The 15,922-nt window shown below is 67.5% G+C and carries 22 protein-coding genes; 13 read left to right on the forward strand and 9 right to left on the reverse strand.

Going from position 1 to position 15,922, the window contains the following annotated elements; all coding sequences use genetic code 11:
- The first annotated feature begins 1 nt into the window (after window position 1).
- Window positions 2–499, forward strand: coding sequence for a GNAT family N-acetyltransferase (locus FO059_RS07275; RefSeq protein WP_143907604.1), 498 nt, complete (start codon window positions 2–4; stop codon window positions 497–499).
- Window positions 500–758: 259 nt separating this feature from the next.
- Here the strand turns inward: FO059_RS07275 and FO059_RS07280 are convergent, their stop codons facing one another.
- Window positions 759–1,721 carry an arsenic resistance protein gene (locus tag FO059_RS07280; RefSeq protein ID WP_210416609.1) on the reverse strand — a complete coding sequence of 321 codons (963 nt, stop codon included), beginning with the start codon at window positions 1,719–1,721 and terminating at the stop codon, window positions 759–761.
- Between the two features lie 122 nt (window positions 1,722–1,843).
- Between FO059_RS07280 and FO059_RS07285 the strand changes: the two genes are divergently transcribed.
- The 6 genes from FO059_RS07285 to FO059_RS07310 all read left to right on the forward strand — a co-directional run bounded on the left by FO059_RS07285 (window position 1,844) and on the right by FO059_RS07310 (window position 6,702).
- Window positions 1,844–2,266 (forward strand): MerR family transcriptional regulator, encoded by a 423-nt coding sequence (locus tag FO059_RS07285; protein ID WP_143907608.1) that lies wholly within the window; start codon window positions 1,844–1,846, stop codon window positions 2,264–2,266.
- A 145-nt stretch (window positions 2,267–2,411) separates the two neighbouring features.
- The gene (locus FO059_RS07290; protein ID WP_143907610.1) at window positions 2,412–2,693 is read left to right on the forward strand and encodes a type II toxin-antitoxin system RelE/ParE family toxin; all 282 of its coding nucleotides are present in this window, start codon (window positions 2,412–2,414) and stop codon (window positions 2,691–2,693) included.
- Complete coding sequence (locus tag FO059_RS07295) at window positions 2,668–2,988, forward strand: HigA family addiction module antitoxin (protein ID WP_143907612.1); 321 nt, start codon at window positions 2,668–2,670, stop codon at window positions 2,986–2,988. Before FO059_RS07290 ends, FO059_RS07295 begins: the two co-directional genes overlap by 26 nt.
- On the forward strand, window positions 2,985–3,506 hold the full coding sequence (locus FO059_RS07300; protein ID WP_143907613.1) for an AAA family ATPase: 522 nt from the start codon (window positions 2,985–2,987) through the stop codon (window positions 3,504–3,506). Before FO059_RS07295 ends, FO059_RS07300 begins: the two co-directional genes overlap by 4 nt.
- Before the next feature lie 203 nt (window positions 3,507–3,709).
- Window positions 3,710–4,876, forward strand: a complete 1,167-nt coding sequence (locus tag FO059_RS07305; RefSeq protein WP_143907615.1) for a hypothetical protein — start codon at window positions 3,710–3,712, stop codon at window positions 4,874–4,876.
- Between the two features lie 590 nt (window positions 4,877–5,466).
- A complete protein-coding gene (locus FO059_RS07310; RefSeq protein ID WP_143907616.1) occupies window positions 5,467–6,702 on the forward strand; it encodes an ISL3 family transposase in 1,236 nt (411 codons plus the stop codon).
- A gap of 149 nt (window positions 6,703–6,851) precedes the next feature.
- Here the strand turns inward: FO059_RS07310 and relB are convergent, their stop codons facing one another.
- Window positions 6,852–7,064: a type II toxin-antitoxin system RelB family antitoxin gene (gene relB, locus FO059_RS07320; RefSeq protein WP_143907618.1), complete on the reverse strand. Its 213-nt coding sequence runs from the start codon at window positions 7,062–7,064 to the stop codon at window positions 6,852–6,854.
- A gap of 198 nt (window positions 7,065–7,262) precedes the next feature.
- On the opposite strand from relB, the gene FO059_RS07325 reads away from it, so the two are divergent.
- The 3 genes from FO059_RS07325 to FO059_RS07335 all read left to right on the forward strand — a co-directional run bounded on the left by FO059_RS07325 (window position 7,263) and on the right by FO059_RS07335 (window position 8,572).
- Window positions 7,263–7,706: a type II toxin-antitoxin system VapC family toxin gene (locus tag FO059_RS07325; protein ID WP_268968813.1), complete on the forward strand. Its 444-nt coding sequence runs from the start codon at window positions 7,263–7,265 to the stop codon at window positions 7,704–7,706.
- 117 nt (window positions 7,707–7,823) lie between these two features.
- Entirely contained in the window at window positions 7,824–8,024 is a 201-nt protein-coding gene (locus FO059_RS07330) for a hypothetical protein (RefSeq protein ID WP_143907622.1), read from the forward strand.
- Window positions 8,025–8,065: 41 nt separating this feature from the next.
- A complete protein-coding gene (locus FO059_RS07335) occupies window positions 8,066–8,572 on the forward strand; it encodes a GNAT family N-acetyltransferase (RefSeq protein ID WP_210416610.1) in 507 nt (168 codons plus the stop codon).
- Window positions 8,573–8,968: 396 nt separating this feature from the next.
- Here FO059_RS07335 and FO059_RS07340 read toward each other — a convergent pair whose 3' ends face one another.
- Window positions 8,969–9,550 (reverse strand): dihydrofolate reductase family protein, encoded by a 582-nt coding sequence (locus FO059_RS07340; protein ID WP_210416611.1) that lies wholly within the window; start codon window positions 9,548–9,550, stop codon window positions 8,969–8,971.
- A 307-nt stretch (window positions 9,551–9,857) separates the two neighbouring features.
- Between FO059_RS07340 and FO059_RS07345 the strand changes: the two genes are divergently transcribed.
- The gene (locus FO059_RS07345) at window positions 9,858–10,466 is read left to right on the forward strand and encodes a class I SAM-dependent DNA methyltransferase (protein WP_235671121.1); all 609 of its coding nucleotides are present in this window, start codon (window positions 9,858–9,860) and stop codon (window positions 10,464–10,466) included.
- Here FO059_RS07345 and FO059_RS07350 read toward each other — a convergent pair.
- Both FO059_RS07350 and FO059_RS07355 read right to left on the reverse strand, forming a co-directional pair.
- Entirely contained in the window at window positions 10,444–11,739 is a 1,296-nt protein-coding gene (locus tag FO059_RS07350) for an MFS transporter (protein WP_143907624.1), read from the reverse strand. The genes FO059_RS07345 and FO059_RS07350 overlap by 23 nt on opposite strands.
- Before the next feature lie 96 nt (window positions 11,740–11,835).
- Window positions 11,836–12,180: a VOC family protein gene (locus tag FO059_RS07355; protein ID WP_143907627.1), complete on the reverse strand. Its 345-nt coding sequence runs from the start codon at window positions 12,178–12,180 to the stop codon at window positions 11,836–11,838.
- 87 nt (window positions 12,181–12,267) lie between these two features.
- On the opposite strand from FO059_RS07355, the gene FO059_RS07360 reads away from it, so the two are divergent.
- Window positions 12,268–12,804: an acetyltransferase gene (locus tag FO059_RS07360; protein WP_372497939.1), complete on the forward strand. Its 537-nt coding sequence runs from the start codon at window positions 12,268–12,270 to the stop codon at window positions 12,802–12,804.
- Between the two features lie 56 nt (window positions 12,805–12,860).
- Entirely contained in the window at window positions 12,861–13,424 is a 564-nt protein-coding gene (locus FO059_RS07365) for a dihydrofolate reductase family protein (protein WP_143907631.1), read from the forward strand.
- Window positions 13,425–13,451: 27 nt separating this feature from the next.
- On the opposite strand, the gene FO059_RS07370 is transcribed toward FO059_RS07365, so the two are convergent.
- The 4 genes from FO059_RS07370 to FO059_RS07385 all read right to left on the reverse strand — a co-directional run bounded on the left by FO059_RS07370 (window position 13,452) and on the right by FO059_RS07385 (window position 15,908).
- Window positions 13,452–13,838, reverse strand: a complete 387-nt coding sequence (locus FO059_RS07370) for a hypothetical protein (RefSeq protein WP_143907634.1) — start codon at window positions 13,836–13,838, stop codon at window positions 13,452–13,454.
- Window positions 13,839–13,881: 43 nt separating this feature from the next.
- A complete protein-coding gene (locus tag FO059_RS07375; RefSeq protein WP_143907636.1) occupies window positions 13,882–14,292 on the reverse strand; it encodes an NUDIX hydrolase in 411 nt (136 codons plus the stop codon).
- 114 nt (window positions 14,293–14,406) lie between these two features.
- The gene (locus FO059_RS07380) at window positions 14,407–14,823 is read right to left on the reverse strand and encodes a VOC family protein (RefSeq protein WP_143907638.1); all 417 of its coding nucleotides are present in this window, start codon (window positions 14,821–14,823) and stop codon (window positions 14,407–14,409) included.
- Between the two features lie 92 nt (window positions 14,824–14,915).
- Window positions 14,916–15,908 (reverse strand): pseudouridine synthase, encoded by a 993-nt coding sequence (locus tag FO059_RS07385; RefSeq protein WP_143907640.1) that lies wholly within the window; start codon window positions 15,906–15,908, stop codon window positions 14,916–14,918.
- Window positions 15,909–15,922 lie beyond the last annotated feature (14 nt).

The raw sequence follows: 15,922 nt of genomic DNA on the forward strand, positions 1-15,922 counted from the left end.
GATGACGCCGGCCGACTGGCCCGCCGTCGAGGCCATCTACCGCGCAGGCATCGCGACCGGGCACGCCACCTTCGAAGCGGAGCCACCGCCAGACTGGGAAGCGTTCGCCGCCGGCAAGCGCCCGGACCTCATGATCGTCGCCGTCGATGGCGACGACCGCGTGCTCGGCTGGGCCGCCGCCGGTCCCGTCTCCATGCGCGCCGTCTACTGCGGCGTGGTCGAGCACTCGGTCTACGTCGGCCCTGATGCCGCCCGTCGCGGAGTCGGATCGCGGCTCCTCTCTAACCTCCTCGAACTCGCTGACCGCTCAGGCGTCTGGACCGTCCAGTCCTCGATCTTCCCCGAGAACGCCGCCAGCCTGAGGCTTCACCGGCGCGCGGGTTTTAGGGTTGTCGGATGCCGCGAGCGCATCGGTCTGATGCCGTGCGGGCCGATGGCCGGGCAATGGCGCGACACCGTACTGATTGAACGCACTTCGCCAGTACGCCAGAGCTGGTAGGGATGGCCGTGCACGCGATGTTCTATGGAGCTAACCGGGTTTGGCTGTTGCTGCGATCGATCGGGCGCTTGACCGATGCCATGGGGGTCCGGGCATGAGGGCGACGATCCTGCAAGCGCGTGCTGGCCGGGATTGAATGCCAGATAGTCCTTCGTGTCGGCGACGTGTGCGAGTGGCGGCGCTCCTAGGCCATGTGTCCTCGATGACCTCGCTGGCACGTTCCTGAGTGTGGCGACGTGGTCGAGTTTCGTTTTGCGCTTTAACCTCTGCGAGCTCGAACTGCTGATGCAGGCACCATTCGTGGCACGAGCCGTACGAACACCACCATGGCGACAAGCTCGACCAGGGTCTGCGTGACCACGACGAGCGGGGCCAGGTCGAACGCCGCGGGAAGGGCGAGGACCAGCGGCAGCACAACGAGGGAGTTCCGAGTCGCACCGCTGAACACGACTGCACGCCTCCCAGGTACGTCCAGCCCGGCGGCCCTGCCGGCCAACATGCCGACCGGCACCATAACGGCGGCGAAGAGGACGTAGACCGGCAGCGCCAGAAGCAGTGAGTCGATCCTCGCCCCGACTCCCGCGACCTGCGAGGCGACGACGACCGCGAGCGTCGTGACCATCAGCGGCACCATGGCCCCCATGACGGTCCGTTCGATCCTCTGCCCGGCACGAGACCGGACGGCGGCGAGCTGCGTCAGCGCCGCGGCGACCAGCGGCAGCGCGATGATGAGGACGAACGCCTCGACGAAGGGCCCGAACTCGACCGAGTCGACGAACTCCGCCCCGACGAACAGCCAGAGGTACACCGGAAGCAGGAGCATCTGGGCGAGCATCAGCAACGGGGTGGCCGCCAGGAGCTTCTCCTCGTCGCCGCCAGCGAGCCCGGCAAAGACGATGACGTAGTCGATGCATGGGGTCAGCAGCACGAACAGCACGCCGACGAGGAGCACTTGGTCGTGGGCGACGATCCGCGACAGTAGCCACACGATGGCGGGCACCAGGACGAAGTTGACGATGAGGATGGTGGAGAGGAACCGCCAGTCACGGAAAGCGTGCCCGATCCTGGCGAAGGGGATGCCGAGGAACGTGGCGTAGAGCAGTAGCGCCAGCACGGGGTGGATCGCAAGCTCGGCGGGGTGGGCGACCGCGGGCCACGCCAGCCCGACGACGGCCCCGAGTGCCAGCCCCGCGACGTAGAGCGCGACCTGGTGCCGCTCCATCCATTCGATGCTCTTCCGCACTGTTCTCCAACCTCATGCTCAAGGACGACCGACGCCATCTCCAAAACGTTAGACCTTGAACCCGGGTTGAAGGTCAAGTCGGCGGACCTTAAGATCGGAGCATGAAGATCTCCGAGGTCGCGGAGCGCAGTGGGGTGCCGGCGAGCACGCTGCGCTACTACGAGCGCCTCGGAATTCTCGCAGCCCACCGCAGCCCCAACGGATACCGGGACTTCGACAATGACCATCTCGAACGCCTCGACTTCATCGCCTCGGCCAAGCGCCTCGGCCTCGAGCTGCCCGAGATCCGCCGACTCCTCGACCTCGCCGACGACGGCACCTGCACCGGAGTGAAGGCCGCACTCCAGCCGCTGTTGGCCGAGCAGGTTGCCGCCGTCGAGCAGCAGCTCAGTATCCTGGTCCGGCTTCAGGAGCAGCTGCACTCTGCGCAAGTCCATGTTGACGGTTGCCCCGACAGCGACGACCCCTGCCGGTCAGAGTGCGCGTTCAAGGTCTTCGCCGGCACGGTAGCAACCGAGGGATGATCAGAGGTGGTTGCCGTTCGGCCAGGTTGCGCCGCGGATGACGGCGATCGGCCTGTCGAACCCAGAGGTTGGTATGCGCGGCGACGTGGTGGAGTTCCGGTTTAACGTCTAGCGTTAATGACGGTCCGCGTTATATGCTGGTCTCGTGATCAGGTCGTTCGGCAGCAAGGATACCGAGCGCATCTGGCATGAGCAGTACGTCAAGCGTGACGACCGGACGGTGCAGCGGGCGACCCTGCGGAAGCTCGAGCTGATCCATGCGGCTAAGGATGTCGAGGACCTCCGGGTCCCGCCAGGCAACCGACTCGAGCGTCTGGTCGGCGACCGACGCGGACAGCACAGCATCCGCGTAAACGCGCAATGGCGTCTCTGCTTCGTCTGGAGAGAGGAAGGTGCGGAAGATGTCGAACTCGTCGACTACCACTGAGACCGACCTGATCGAGCCAATCCATCCGGGAGAGATCCTGATGGAGGACTTCATCGAGGGCTTCGGGATCACGCAGAACAAGCTTGCCGTGTCCATCGGTGTGCCGCCGCGGCGGATCAACGAGATCGTGCACGGAAAGCGTGGGATCACCGCTGATACGGCGATCCGTCTGGCGCGCTACTTTGGAACGTCCGATGAGCTCTGGATGAATCTGCAGTCGAACTACGAGCTCAGGCTCGAGCGCCGTGCACTGCGCGATAAGGTTGCCGCGATCAAGCCGTTGCATGTCGCATGACCGGGCATCTCATCTTGATCTCCGGCCTTCCCGGCGTCGGAAAGACAAGCCTTGCTGAGATCGTCGCCGCGCGCACAGGCTCGGTGCACCTGTCCATCGATGCCGTCGAGGAGTCAATCCTCGCCTGCGGTTTGCCGCCAGGATGGCAAGTCGGTGTCGCCGCGTACGAAGCGGCTCGCGCGATGGCGGAACTGAACCTTCGCCTCGGTCGCAGCGTCATCATCGATGCGGTGAACGACAGCGAGGATGCCAGGCAGACCTGGCGTGCTGCGGCCGCGCGCACCAGTTCTCGCATCGACTTCGTACACCTGGTAGTCGCGGATTCGCAAGAGCATGAACGGAGGCTGAGCGGCAGGGATCGCGGTCTCGCCTATGTCGGCGAGCCGACCTGGGCGGAAGTGCAGCGCCGTCGAGTTGGCTACGCCGCGTGGTCCGATGAGGTCTTGGAGTTCGACACGGCAGCGCGGACTGCGGATGAGGTCGCAGACGCTCTTACCGCGCGCCTCAGCGCGAGATGAGGCCACGTCGTCGCTGATGGTTCGCCGTGCCGCAACTCGGTCGAGTTCCGGTTCTCGAACTAAACCTTTGGCGTGTCAGCAGTGAAGCATCACGTGGACTTCTGACTCATCTTCGCATCGCGCGTCGACCTGGAGACCCGTACACTAAGGACGGGTTCCGCCGGCGGCGGAGGCCGTCGTCGCGAGAGAATGGTCCGACCACAATGAAGCGCGTCGCAGGGGCCTCGGTAGTACTCCTCTCGTCGCTCGCCCTCCTCACTGGATGCGGGAGCTCGGCAGACCTAGGCCCGATTCCGCAGCAACTGGGCGGCGCGTCGTATGCGCTGTACTTCAGCGCGCAGAGCGCAGACATCGATGGAGCGCATCACCGCGGGAGGCTGGTCCTTGTCGATGCAGATGGCTCAGTGTCTGTGTTGCCCACATGGGGGATGGATCATGGTCGACCCGTCTGGACCGACGAAGGCCTGTTCTTTAGTGATTTGAAGAACGACTATCGCCTTGATGAGACCCGGCTGACCACCATCGCGAGCCCGAAGACGGACAGCCAGTACGCGATGCTCGCGACCTCGCCGTCGACTGTGTTGGGCCTCTATAATCTGGGGTTCTCAGATGCAGGTGGCTACACGAGCCAAGTGGTCGTCACAACTGGCGACACCAGTACGCTCAGCGAGGTCGAAGGCGGCTACTACACCACTGCGAACTGTGAAGGCACGGTCTATGGCATCGGTTTGGCAACTGGGCCGTACTCGTCGACGGGCGACCCTGACACCGAGCCGGTGATGCTCAACCAGCTCACAGACACCGCTGACGGTGACGAGGAGAACGTGGGGCTGAGCGCGCAGGCCCGCGACAACGCGCTCCCCGCTAGCGCGCCGTGCCAGGGCGGGACGATCTTCTACATCTCCGATTCCATCAGCGGAGGGCTCGATTCTCCGGTCAGGCCGGTCATCTCGATGTGGGATATCGCTTCCGGGGAGTATCGCGAGGTTGCGATGGATGCTGGCCCGTTAACAGAGCGACTCATGCGCAGCGACGGCATCGGATACCCGCAGGTGAGTGCGGATTCGATTCGAGACGGACGGCTCCAATGGTTCGGTGTGAGCAACTCCATCATGTCCACCGATCTGGCGACAGGTCGGACGGAGAAGCAGTTCGACGTAGCTGGGGTCACGGACGAAGTGCTCTCATCGCAGGCATCCTTTCAAGGCGATGAAGTCGTCGTGATGGTCGACAGCGACGGATCCAATCCGTATGAGATCGTTCGATACCACCGTGATTCCGGAGTCGTGTTGTCGCGGACCGTCGTCAACTTTGCGCCGGAGGACCTCGCGGCGGGGCTGTTCCTTCGAGGATTCGCTGTCCGGCCGTAGGGTTCTTTCCGCCGCCGGATGTCTGCTCATTTATCGTGAAGACACGCCAGAGGTTGTTATCTGCGGCGACGTGGTGGAATTCCGATTCAATGTCTAAAAAAGGCTTCTGACCAGGGGTTTTGTATTCTCAGCCTCTGGGTGGGCTCGATGGACAAGTTCCGGTCGACCAACAGCTACTAGACGTTAGTCCCGTTGACCTGCGCTTTTGACTGACCCTGCGGAGCTTCCACAGGGGTTGACACTCGTCTCCGCGGTGCGGGAGCGTCGCGGGCAAGCATCCTCGGATGGTCAGTTCTGGGGCGAGTTCGAGTCGTTCGGCGGGCGATTTCTCGGCGCGAGGGCTGACTCAAAAATCAGGCTGACTCAAAACTCGGAACCCGACGGGGATCGCTCGTTGCAGGTGCTCGCTTCGCCGGTCGCCTAACTACCGGCATTTCGCCGCTCGAACGCGATCAATGAGCTCACCGAGGCCCAGACTTGGGCTCTCCTGAGGTAGTCGTGGGTGGTTGAGGCCCCGGAGAGAGCGCAAGGCCGTGGCTCCCATAGGTTTTGGACTGTCTAGGTTCAGAACTCACGGGAGGGGCACGGCCTTGCGCTCTGCCAGCATATTCACTCGCCTGCTCGCCGTCGACGAGGTGGTCGTCGAAGACGTCGCGTTCGACCAGGACAGCCGGGGCCCGCTGCTGGTCATCGACGTGCGCCCCTACGCCCGTGCCGCCGGCCGGTGCTCGCGGTGCCACGCCGCGTGTCCGGGCTACGACCAGGGCGGCGGGCTGCGCCGGTGGCGACACACCGACATGGGCCAGACCCGCTGTTACCTGCAGGCCCGCGCCCCACGCGTGCGGTGCGCCGAGCACGGGGTCGTCGTCGCCGCGGTTCCCTGGGCCCGGCCCGGCGCGAAACACACCCACGCGTTCGAGGACACCTGCGCCTGGCTCGCCGCCCACACCGCGTTCACCGTGCTCACGGGGTTGCTGCGCGTGGCGTGGCGCACCGTCGCCGACATCGTGGCGCGCGTCGTCACCGACCGTACCGACGGGGTCGACCGGCTTGCCGGGCTGCGGCGGATCGGGATCGATGAGATCGCCTACCGCAAAGGCCACCGGTACCTGACCGTCATCGTCGATCACGACACCGGCCGGCTCGTCTGGGCTCGCGAGGGACGCGACACCGCCACGCTCGACGCGTTCTTCGACGACCTCGGACCGCAGCGCTCAGCGCAGCTCACCCATGTCAGCGCGGACGGGGCCGTGTGGATCCACACGGCCGTCGCCGCCCGGGCCCCGCAGGCCATCCGGTGCCTCGACCCGTTCCACCTGGCCCAATGGTGTCTGGGTGCGGTCGACAAGGTGCGCCGGCGCACCCTGGCCCGACAGCAGGGCCTGGCCCCGCGGGCCGGGCGGCACGTGATGTGGGCGGTCCGGAAGAACCCCGAACACCTCTCACCTGATCAGCGCGGCACCCTCGCCGGGCTCGAGGAGTCCAACCGGGAGCTGTACCGGGCGTACCTGCTCAAGGAGCAGCTCCGCGCCGTCATCCACGCCGAACCCGGGAAGGTCAAGGCCCTGCTGGCCGGATGGCTCCACTGGGCGCGCGGGGCCGGTGTCCCCGAGATGGCGCGTCTCGCGGACACCGTCGAGCACTACCGGCCGCTGATCATCAACGCCGTCACCGAGAAGACCACCAACGCCCGGGTCGAAGCAACGAACACGCACCTGCGGGCCCTGACCAAACGGGCCTACGGCTTCCACAGCCCCGAAGCGCTGATCGCCATGGCCACCCTCACCCGCGGCGGCGCATGCCCGCCGCTCCCCGGACGAAACTAACCCACGACTACCTCAGGAGAGCCTACATCCGTCCAGATTGTTCTTGATCCAGGTGGCGAGGATCCTGGCGTCGAACCGGTCCGTCTTCTTCAGCTGCTTGCGAGCTCGTGCGGTCAGCTCGACGCTATACAGCCTGGCCTGTGCGGGCATCAGTCGAGTTCGGTGAGGACTTCGTCGATGCTGAAGCGCTCGCCGGAGTCCTGCGCGATCGCCTCGCGCAGCTCCTGAAGATCGTAGGAGTCCTCGATCTTCTCCAGAATGGCGGTGCGAGCGAAGTCGGAGATGGTGACGCCCTCGAACTGAGCGAACTTGCGGACGAGCTCGGCGTCCTGTTCGTTCATGCGCACGGTCATCGTGCTCATGGTTCCTCCTTGCGGTTCTGAATACAGTGTATTCAGGCTTCTGGCTGGAGGCAAGGTGCGGCACCGCTCTGGGGCGTGGCCTGCTCAAGCTCGGCGCATGATGGCTCTATCCATCGAGATTCGATGGAGTTCCGGTTCAACGTTTGATCCCGGGGGTTATCTGCGGCGTCGAGCGGGGCATCCCGTCATGCGGGTCCAGTGGCCGTTCGGTCCCGCGCATGCTTGCCGTTGCGGCCATCGCGCAGTCTACGCAAGCCCGAACGCAGGGCCGATGTCGGCGTCCGCGCCTGGGTCGCCGCACGGGCTCCCTCGGATCTCTACCTCTCGGCTGTCACCGTGCTGGAGATCGAGGTCGGTATCGGGCGGATCGCCCGGCGCGGCCCGGCGCAGGGGGCTCGTATGCAGGCTTGGCTCGACGAGGAACTTCTCGACGCCTTCGCGGGCCGGATCCTGTCCGTGGACGTGCCCGTCGCCCGTCGCGCTGCCCGGTTGCACGTCCCCGACCCCCGGCCAGAGCGTGATGCCCTGATCGCGGCCACGGCATCCGTCCACGGGCTTGCCGTCGTCACTCGCAATGCCAAGGATTTCGAGCCCCTCGACGTCGCCGTCATCAATCCGTGGGGCGACGCGGTCGGTTCCTGAGCAGGGGGCCCGAGATGCGGAACGTGACCGGCGACTCACGCAGATTCTGAGCGCGCTCCCGCCCATGTCCGCTCATCGTCACGGTCGTGGTGTGATCATGCCGAATATGCTCACTGCATGGCGTCGATCCAGACCTTGAGCGATTCGGACCGGCGGGTGCTGGCGCGCTGGGCGCTGTCATGCGCTGAGCGAGTGCTTCCGCGCTTAGGGAGGACCGAGGTGTTCTGGATGTACCTGCAGTCGAACTACGAACTGGGGCTCGAACGTCGGGTGTTGCGCGCCAAGATCGCGACGATCCGGCCGGGGCGCTCGGCGTGAGCCGACGAGACGGCGTAGGCGGCCGCTCCCTTCCTGCGGGCGTGGCGATCCGCCACGCACTCGAGGCCGATGTGGCCGCCTTGCCGGCTCTCGAAGTCGCGGCCGGCGAACTTTTTCGAGTGCTCGGCATGGACGCTGTGGCCGACGACGATCCTCTGGCCTCCACCGTGTTCGCGGACGCCAGGCGCCGGAAGCGATTGCTCGTTGCTGCGGCCGATGGCGGGGTGGTCGTCGGGTTCGTCCTGCTACGCGACCTCGACGGCGCGATGCACATCGAACAACTCGCGGTGGCGCCGGAATGGGGACGACAGGGCATCGGGCGGGGCTTGATGTCGGCGGCCGCGGACCTCGCCCGAGACAGTGGTGCGGCCACGATGACCTTGACGACGTTTCGCGATGTCCCGTTCAATGGCCCCTTCTATGCCGCACTCGGGTGGCGGGTGATCCCGGAACACGCGCTTTCACCCGGCCTGGCACGCGTGCGCGACGACGAGCGCGCCGTGGGCCTGGATCGTTGGCCCCGCCAGGCGATGTGGTCGAACACCTGACAGCGGACCCGTCCTCGGATCCATCCTCGGTCCCGACGCCACGGCAGGCGAGGAGCAAGCCGTGGGCTCTCGATCCTGAAGAGCCTCTGCGCCGTCCCCGCTCGGTCCGCGTTGCTGCGCACCTCGCCGGCGACCTGGGCCACCGCATCTTCGGGCGTGTGGTTATCGCCCATGCTGCCGGCGAGAGCGGCGGAGGGGTTCGATGCGGAAGTGTCGGACATGCGGGTGTCCTCGTCCGCCACCGAGGGCGGGTGTGGAATCTCGATTCCAGGTGCAGCGCGGGCGCTACTCCCGTGTCATGAGCATGGGGGAGCCGCTGCTCGAGAGCCTGTCGCAGCGTGGGGTGCGCAACGAGTCCGGGCGCTCACCGACGTCTCGTGCGAGCTTCCCGGCGCATCAGGCCCGCTGCACGGAGTACCTGAGCAGCTCGCCGCCGGTGTCGGTCGCGCGTGACTGCACGAGTGTGAGCGGCCGCGGTGCGGAACCGTTCTTGAACAGCGGCGTGCCCTCGCCGAGGAGCACGGGGGCCACGCCGATGAGGAGCTCGTCGACAAGACCTGCGCGCAACAGGGTTTCTGTGAGCATTGCGCTGCCGAACACGTAGATCGGCCGGTCGAGCGCCTCCTTGCGCCCGGCGATCTCCCCGACCGGATCGGCGGTGACCTCCGTGTTGTTCCAGGTCGCTTCGGCGAGTGTCCGGGACGCGACCAGTTTCGGTGCGGCGTTCATGTAGGCGGCGATCGCGGGCTCTTCGGAGGTGGAGGTCCAGTGCGCAGCCATCCCTTCGTAGGTGACGCGGCCGAAGACGAGAAGGCAGAGATCGTCACCGAAACTCAGGCTGAGCCGTCGGAGGTCGTCGCCCCAGATGTGTTCGTGCAGCCGGAGATCCCACTTCTGCGGTCCCTCGAAGAAGCCGTCGAGGGAAATGATGTTCCATACGATCAGCTTTGCCATGACGTCGTCCTCCAGTTCGCGCATTCGGTCGTCAGTGCTGACCGCTGAGGCGCGGTGAACTCATCGCCGAGGCGGTCGAGGCATAGGCGCTCTCGCCGTAGGGACCCCATCCGTGCGGGCGCGCGGGTCACGTTCGGCTTCTGCCGGGGCACGCGAGTGCCCGCGATGACACAATGCGACCGCAACTCGGGGGTGGGATGGCCGGATCCGGCCGTCCCACCCCCGAGTTGCGGTAGTCACGTGTCAGGCTGAGCTGCGGCGGCGGAAGGACCGAGCGGTGGAGCAGTAGTCGGTACTGCGCACCGCGGTCGCCGCACGTGAGGGGACCGGAGTGGCGAAGGACGACGATGCGGTGCGCACCGCCTACGGGGCACGGGCGCAGGAATACACGGACCTGCTCGGTTCGGTGGAGTCGATGTCGCCTAGCGACGTGGCGGCGATCGGCGGCTGGGCCCGCCGCGTCGACGGCCCGATCCTCGATGCCGGATGCGGCCCCGGGCACTGGACGAAGCACCTGCAGGATCTGGGCGCCGAAGTCGCCGGCGTGGACATGGTCGCGGAGTTCGTCGACACCGCGGGAGCGAGATTCTCCGGGGTGCCGTTCAGCGTCGGCCGGCTCGACGCGTTGCCGGTTCACGCCGGGGCGCTGTCCGGGGTGCTCGCGTGGTATTCGGTGATCCACAGCCCGCCAGGAAGTGTCCAGGCGATCCTCACCGAGTTCGCCCGGTGCCTCGAGCCAGGAGGATCCTTGCTCCTCGGGTTCTTCGCTGGCCGGCGGCTCGAGGCGTTTGATCACGCGGTGGCCACCGCGTACTTCTGGCCGGTCGATGAAATGGTCCGGCTGCTGCGCCGTACCGGATTCGACGTGGTGGGCGTGCAGACCCGGGAGGGTCCCGGCGTGCGACCGCACGCGGCCATCACCGCTGTGCTGCGCGGCTGATCGACCGGTCAGGCCCCGGCCTGCGCACCAGCAAGACGGGGATGAGTAGTAGTGCGAGTAAGCCTCCGCCCAGCGATAGGGCCTGGTAACTGGACGAGGACATGACGATCCCGGACATGGTGCCGCCGCCCGCCCCGGCCAGTGCGATCAGGACGTCGATCGTGCCCTGGGTCCTGGGGCGGTTCTGCGGAACCGTGGCGTCGACCACGAGCGCGGTCCCCGAGACCAGGCCGAAGTTCCAACCGAGGCCCAGCAGTATGAGCGCGAGGATCAACAGGCCCAGCGAATCGCCCGGGGCGGCGGCCGCGACGATCCCGGCCAGCAGCAGCGTGACCCCGGAGGCGACGACGATCGGTGTGCGGCCGAGCTTGTCGACGAGGATGCCGGTGACGAGCGAGGGCAGCCACATCGCCCCGATGTGCATGCCGATGACGAGCCCGACGGCCGCCAGGTCGAAGTCGTGTGCGCGCATGTGCACGGGCGTCATCGTCATGATTGCGACCATGACGAGCTGGGTCAGCACCATCACCGTCGCGCCCACATACGCCCCGGAACCGACCCGGGGCGTCGACACCGTGGATGGTGCGCCCGCGTCGTCGCCGACCTCGGTGATTTCGGCTATGCGCCGCGCGAGCAGGTACGGGTCGGGGCGCAGGAATGCGAAGAGCACCAGCCCGGCGGCGACGTAGGCGATGGCGGCCAGGATGAACGGCCCGGCGAGCGTCGGCACGCCCAAGGTGTCGGCGAGGCTGCCGAGCGGGTCGATGAGGTTCGGCCCCGCGACGGCGCCGACGGTGGTGGCGACCATGGCCACGCTGCTGCCGAAACCGCGCCTGTCGGCGGGGGCGAGATCCGCACCCGCGTAGCGCGCCTGCAGGTTCGTCGCCGTTCCCGCGCCGTAGACGAACAGTGCGACGAACAGCAGCGGCACGCTTCCGGCCAGTGCGGCGATCACCACGCCCACCGCGCCGAGACCGCCGGCTATGAACCCGAATGCCAGGCCGAGGCGGCGGCCGAAGCGTTGCGTGGAACGCCCGACAAGGAACGCGGCCAGGGCGGACCCGAGGGTGAACAGCCCCGTCGGCAGCCCCGAGAGCGCGTCCGAGCCGAGCATGTTCTCCGCCAGCAGCGCGCCCACCGAGATGCCCGCGGCCAGGCCGGCTCCGCCGAGGATCTGGCTGATGACGACGACGGTGAGCGTCCGCTTGTGCACCCGCGCGCGCTGGTCATCGGCCGCAACGGCCCGCTCGCCGGAAAGGGGATCGGTTTGCACCGGAATCGGTCTCCTTGCTCGCACGTCGGCGGGATGAGCGCGATGGCAACGTCGACGGTAACGCAGCGGGCCGACGGCAGCGCGGTTCGGAACCGTTCAGACGTGGGTCCCGACGTTGACCACGCGCCCCGACGCATCGCGGTAGAAGAACCGGCGCACGCCCCACGGCTCTGTGGACAGGGGATGGACGATCTGCAGTTCGGCTGCCACGGCGGCCGCATGGGCAGCCTCGACGTCGTCGACGAAGACGGAGACGTCAGGGTTGACGGGGGCGGTCGCATCGGTGGTCATCAGACCGAGCTGCTTGCCGTCGTCATCGGCGAGGAACGCGATCCACCCCATGTTCATCACCACCCGCATCCCGAGGACAGATGAGTGCTCGACGATTGCGGCGTCGACGTCGTCGACGGTGAGGATGGGTGCGATCCGTTCGAGCTTCATGTACGCAACAGGAGCATGCCGAATGCTCCCGGTCAAGGATCCAGCATTTCGCCGGTGGGGCGGCAGGATTCGATAGAGTCGGCCCGCGTGAGCATCGAACGTGCATCCGTACCGGATTCGAAGCCGCGCCATGGCGCGTTCGGCATCAGCATCCGCAGCGCGCTCGGTCCGGAGGAGTATCCGCGCCTCGTGGCGGTGTGGCGCAGCGCGGTGGACGCCACACACGACTTTCTCGCAGCGGAGCACCGCGAGGAGATCGAATCCCACCTGGCCTCGGACTATTTTCCGCAGGTCGCGCTGTTCGTGGCGGTGCGCGGGGGAGTGCCCGTCGGGTTCGCGGGTGTCGCGGAGGGGAACCTGGAGATGCTGTTCGTCGACGCGGCAGCCCGTGGCACAGGGGTCGGGAGCGCGCTCCTGTCGTTCGTCATCGCCGGGCACGGTGTGCGTACCGTCGACGTCAACGAGCAGAACGCGCAGGCGGTCGGCTTCTATCGCAGCCGCGGGTTCCGCGTGACCTGCCGGAGCGAGCTCGACGACCAGGGGCGCCCGTACCCGCTGGTACACATGGCGGTGCCCGGCGCCGCTGCTACCGTGGATGCTGGAGCGCCCCGCACCCGGGTGTGAGGGCGCTGCCCGAGTCTCTGCCGACGGGCGGCCCGGGCGAGGAGGTCGGATCCGTCATGGGAACCCTCAGCTACGCGACGACGGTGTCCATCGACGGCTACGTCGCGGACTCCGACGGTGACTTCCAGTGGACCGCCCCGGACGACGCAGTTTTCGACGCCCATCTCGATCGTATGGCAGGCGTGTCCACCGAGGTGCTCGGGCGGAAGACCTACGAGTTGATGGGCTACTGGGACACCTACCCGGATTCTGCGGACCGCCCCGCGGCTGAACTGGAGTTCGCCCGGCGATGGCGTGCGATCGACAAGGTCGTGGTGTCGTCGACCATGACGCCCGAGGGGCTCACTTCGGACCGGGCACGCGTCGCCGCGGAACTGAGCCTGGTCGATCTGCAGCGGATCGTGGAAAGGGCGCAGGGTGCGGTCGAGATCTTCGGGCCCACCACAGCGGCGGAAGCGATCCGCGCGGGCCTCGTCGACGACTTCCACCTTTTCGTGGTGCCCAAGATCGTCGGTGGCGGTTTGCGCGCCCTGCCCGCCGGCGTGCGACTCGATCTGACGCTCGCCGAGCACTGGGTATTCGACGGCGGCATCACGTACTCGCGGTACAGGCGCCGCTGAGCCGGCCCGGGCCCGCTCACAGGTCGATCACGACTGCTGAGCGAGTCCGCGGCGCACCGCGTCGAGCGTCGTCTCCGGCGAGTCGTTGAAACAGAACGGGACGCCCGGTTGGAGCGCGGCCACGGTGTTGACGGCCCGTTCGAAAACGAGCGTGTACTCGTGCGAGGTCCGCAAACCGGATCCGATCTCGACCACGTCGAATTGCCCGGAGGTGAAGACCTCCCGCACAGTCGATTCAGCGGCGTCGGCGTCGTCGGTGAGCAGGCATTGCGTCACATCGACACCGGCGTCACGGAGTGCTGCCTCTGCCTCGCCGATGCGGGCGCGCAGCGCGGCGGCATCCTGACCCGGCCAGGGCGAGAAGTCGATCACCTCGGGGTCCATCCCGATCTGCAGCACGCGGGGAGCGGTCATATTCTCACCGTAAGGGCTGGGACTACGCGATTCCAGGGGCGTATCAGCAGTGGCGACCGGTTGGGAGGTCCAGTGCCGGGAACACCGTGTCGCGTAGGAGCGGTGCGAGACGCCCGTCCGGCACGCACGGATCGAGCCATTCGATCTGCGCGATCTCGGCCCGCGGAGAGGAGGCGGCGACGAGGGGGTGCTCGAACACGGTGGCGAGGACGGTGCAGCCGGGCTCGTTGGCGGCCGGTGCCGTGAAGGTGCCGATCTCTCGTAACGCGTTCTGGCGCAGCGCGACCCCGAGTTCCTCCGCTGCCTCGCGCACCGCGGTCTGCTCCGGTGATTCGCCCGGCTCAGGCTTGCCGCCGGGGAGCATTAGCCGCGTGGTCCCACGCTTGCGCACCGTGAGCACCTCGCCGGCGTCGTTTCTGATGACGACTGCGCTGACCGTGATCCGCCCTGGCATGGTGGCTCCTTCCGCCGTGACCTGGTCGAGTATGCACGGCGCGCCGGGTGGGTGGTTGTTCGGTGCTCCGCGCCGCTTCGACCACCGAACAACCACCGACTCGTGGAGCTGCGGCTACGCCGGTGCCACCACGGCCCACTTGACGCCGAACCGGTCGACCACCTGGCCGTAGGTGTCGCCCCACGGCGCGATCTCGAACGGCATCGCGACCTCTCCGCCCGCCGCCGTCACCTTGTCGATGAACGCCCGACCGTCGGAGGCGGAATCCATCTCCAGCAGGAACGAGTACACATCCGAACGCGGGGGAGGATCGTCCGAGCCCATCGCGTCCCCGCCGCTGATCGCGATGCCCGGGGCCGTGAGCTTGGCGTGGGCGACGGCATCCGGCGGCGGCGTGAACGGCAGGCCGTCGAGATCGGCGTCCCCGTAGGTGAGCAGTTCGAGCTCGCCACCGAAGAGTTCGCGGTAGTAGGGGAAGGCCTCCGCCGCGTTGCCGGGGAAGCTGATGTAGGTGCTGCTGGAAAGCGACATGGCATGCCCTTCGTCAAGACGTCCGAATAGAACTGTTCTCCTGTCGGATGCTGACCGGCGTGCGCCCCCGAACTCATCGGCGCGTGGACGGTTCAGCCGGCCCGTCCCCGGCGGACCGGCGCTTCGGCGAGCGTCCGGCGGGTGACGAACCGCCGCGCCCGCCCCGACAGCGGGTCGGTGAACTCCAGGCTGCGGGCGAGCAGCTGCAACGGCAAGGCGTGGTCGTCGGGTGCGTCGGGCAGCAGTTCGGGGTAGCGGCGGTCGCCCAGGATCCCGGCGCCCAGCACCGCCAGGTGCACTCGCAATTGATGCTGGCGCCCCGTGCGCGGTCTCAGCAGCGTGTGCAGCACCGGGCGTCCCGCGGCGCTGACGCCGCTGCCGAGCAGCGTGATGGTGGTCTCGGCGTTCGGCGCGCCGGACCGGTCGGTGCGCACCCGCAGTTCTCCGCGGCGCGAGACGATGCGGCTGCGGTGCACGTGCGGCAACGGGTGCCCCGCGAGGACGGGGGCGGCCGGGTCCCACCCCGGCGGCAGCGCCGACACGGCTTCGTAGACCTTGCGCACCGCCCGCTGCTCGAACATCGACTGGTATGCGCCGCGAGTGGTGGGCCGCGCGGAGAACAGCACCAGGCCCGCGGTGGGGCGGTCGAGGCGGTGGATGGGCGTGAGGTGCGGGTTGCCCAGGCGCACCCGCAGGCGCACGAGCGCGGTTTCGCGCAGGAACCGGCCGGACGGGGTGGTGGGCAGGAAGTGGGGTTTGTCCACCACGACGAGGTCGTCGTCGGCGTGCAGGATCTCCTCGCGGAACGGCAGCGGCGCCTCGTCGGGCAGCTCACGCCGGTACCAGACGCACCGGTGCGCGGTCAGTGGTGCGTGGTGCGGCACGGGGACGCCGTCGTCGTCCACGAATCCGCCGTCGGCGAACCGGCGGCGCACCTCGCGGGGATCGAGGTGGGCGAATCGCCGAGCCACGTAATCGCCGACCGTCGCCGAAGCACACGGCCCGGAGCCGGGGAGGCGCAGCCGCGTGGGCCCGACGCCGTCGACGACGGGGAGGGGCGGGGGAATCGACACGTTCCACATCATCGCGTCCGCGCGGT

It is taken from the genome of Tomitella fengzijianii (assembly GCF_007559025.1).
GTDB lineage: Bacteria > Actinomycetota > Actinomycetes > Mycobacteriales > Mycobacteriaceae > Tomitella > Tomitella fengzijianii.

Bases quoted from the DNA above. Each gene is read 5' to 3' on its own strand.
- FO059_RS07275 (WP_143907604.1), top strand. From the start codon at position 2: ATGACGCCGGCCGACTGGCCCGCCGTCGAGGCCATCTACCGCGCAGGC.
- FO059_RS07285 (WP_143907608.1), top strand. From the start codon at position 1,844: ATGAAGATCTCCGAGGTCGCGGAGCGCAGTGGGGTGCCGGCGAGCACG.
- FO059_RS07330 (WP_143907622.1), top strand. From the start codon at position 7,824: ATGGCGTCGATCCAGACCTTGAGCGATTCGGACCGGCGGGTGCTGGCG.
- relB (WP_143907618.1), bottom strand. From the start codon at position 7,064: ATGAGCACGATGACCGTGCGCATGAACGAACAGGACGCCGAGCTCGTC.
- FO059_RS07295 (WP_143907612.1), top strand. From the start codon at position 2,668: ATGTCGAACTCGTCGACTACCACTGAGACCGACCTGATCGAGCCAATC.
- FO059_RS07375 (WP_143907636.1), bottom strand. From the start codon at position 14,292: ATGCCAGGGCGGATCACGGTCAGCGCAGTCGTCATCAGAAACGACGCC.
- FO059_RS07385 (WP_143907640.1), bottom strand. From the start codon at position 15,908: ATGATGTGGAACGTGTCGATTCCCCCGCCCCTCCCCGTCGTCGACGGC.
- FO059_RS07370 (WP_143907634.1), bottom strand. From the start codon at position 13,838: ATGACCGCTCCCCGCGTGCTGCAGATCGGGATGGACCCCGAGGTGATC.
- FO059_RS07305 (WP_143907615.1), top strand. From the start codon at position 3,710: ATGAAGCGCGTCGCAGGGGCCTCGGTAGTACTCCTCTCGTCGCTCGCC.
- FO059_RS07340 (WP_210416611.1), bottom strand. From the start codon at position 9,550: ATGCGCGAACTGGAGGACGACGTCATGGCAAAGCTGATCGTATGGAAC.
- FO059_RS07365 (WP_143907631.1), top strand. From the start codon at position 12,861: ATGGGAACCCTCAGCTACGCGACGACGGTGTCCATCGACGGCTACGTC.
- FO059_RS07300 (WP_143907613.1), top strand. From the start codon at position 2,985: ATGACCGGGCATCTCATCTTGATCTCCGGCCTTCCCGGCGTCGGAAAG.
- FO059_RS07280 (WP_210416609.1), bottom strand. From the start codon at position 1,721: ATGGAGCGGCACCAGGTCGCGCTCTACGTCGCGGGGCTGGCACTCGGG.
- FO059_RS07355 (WP_143907627.1), bottom strand. From the start codon at position 12,180: ATGAAGCTCGAACGGATCGCACCCATCCTCACCGTCGACGACGTCGAC.
- FO059_RS07380 (WP_143907638.1), bottom strand. From the start codon at position 14,823: ATGTCGCTTTCCAGCAGCACCTACATCAGCTTCCCCGGCAACGCGGCG.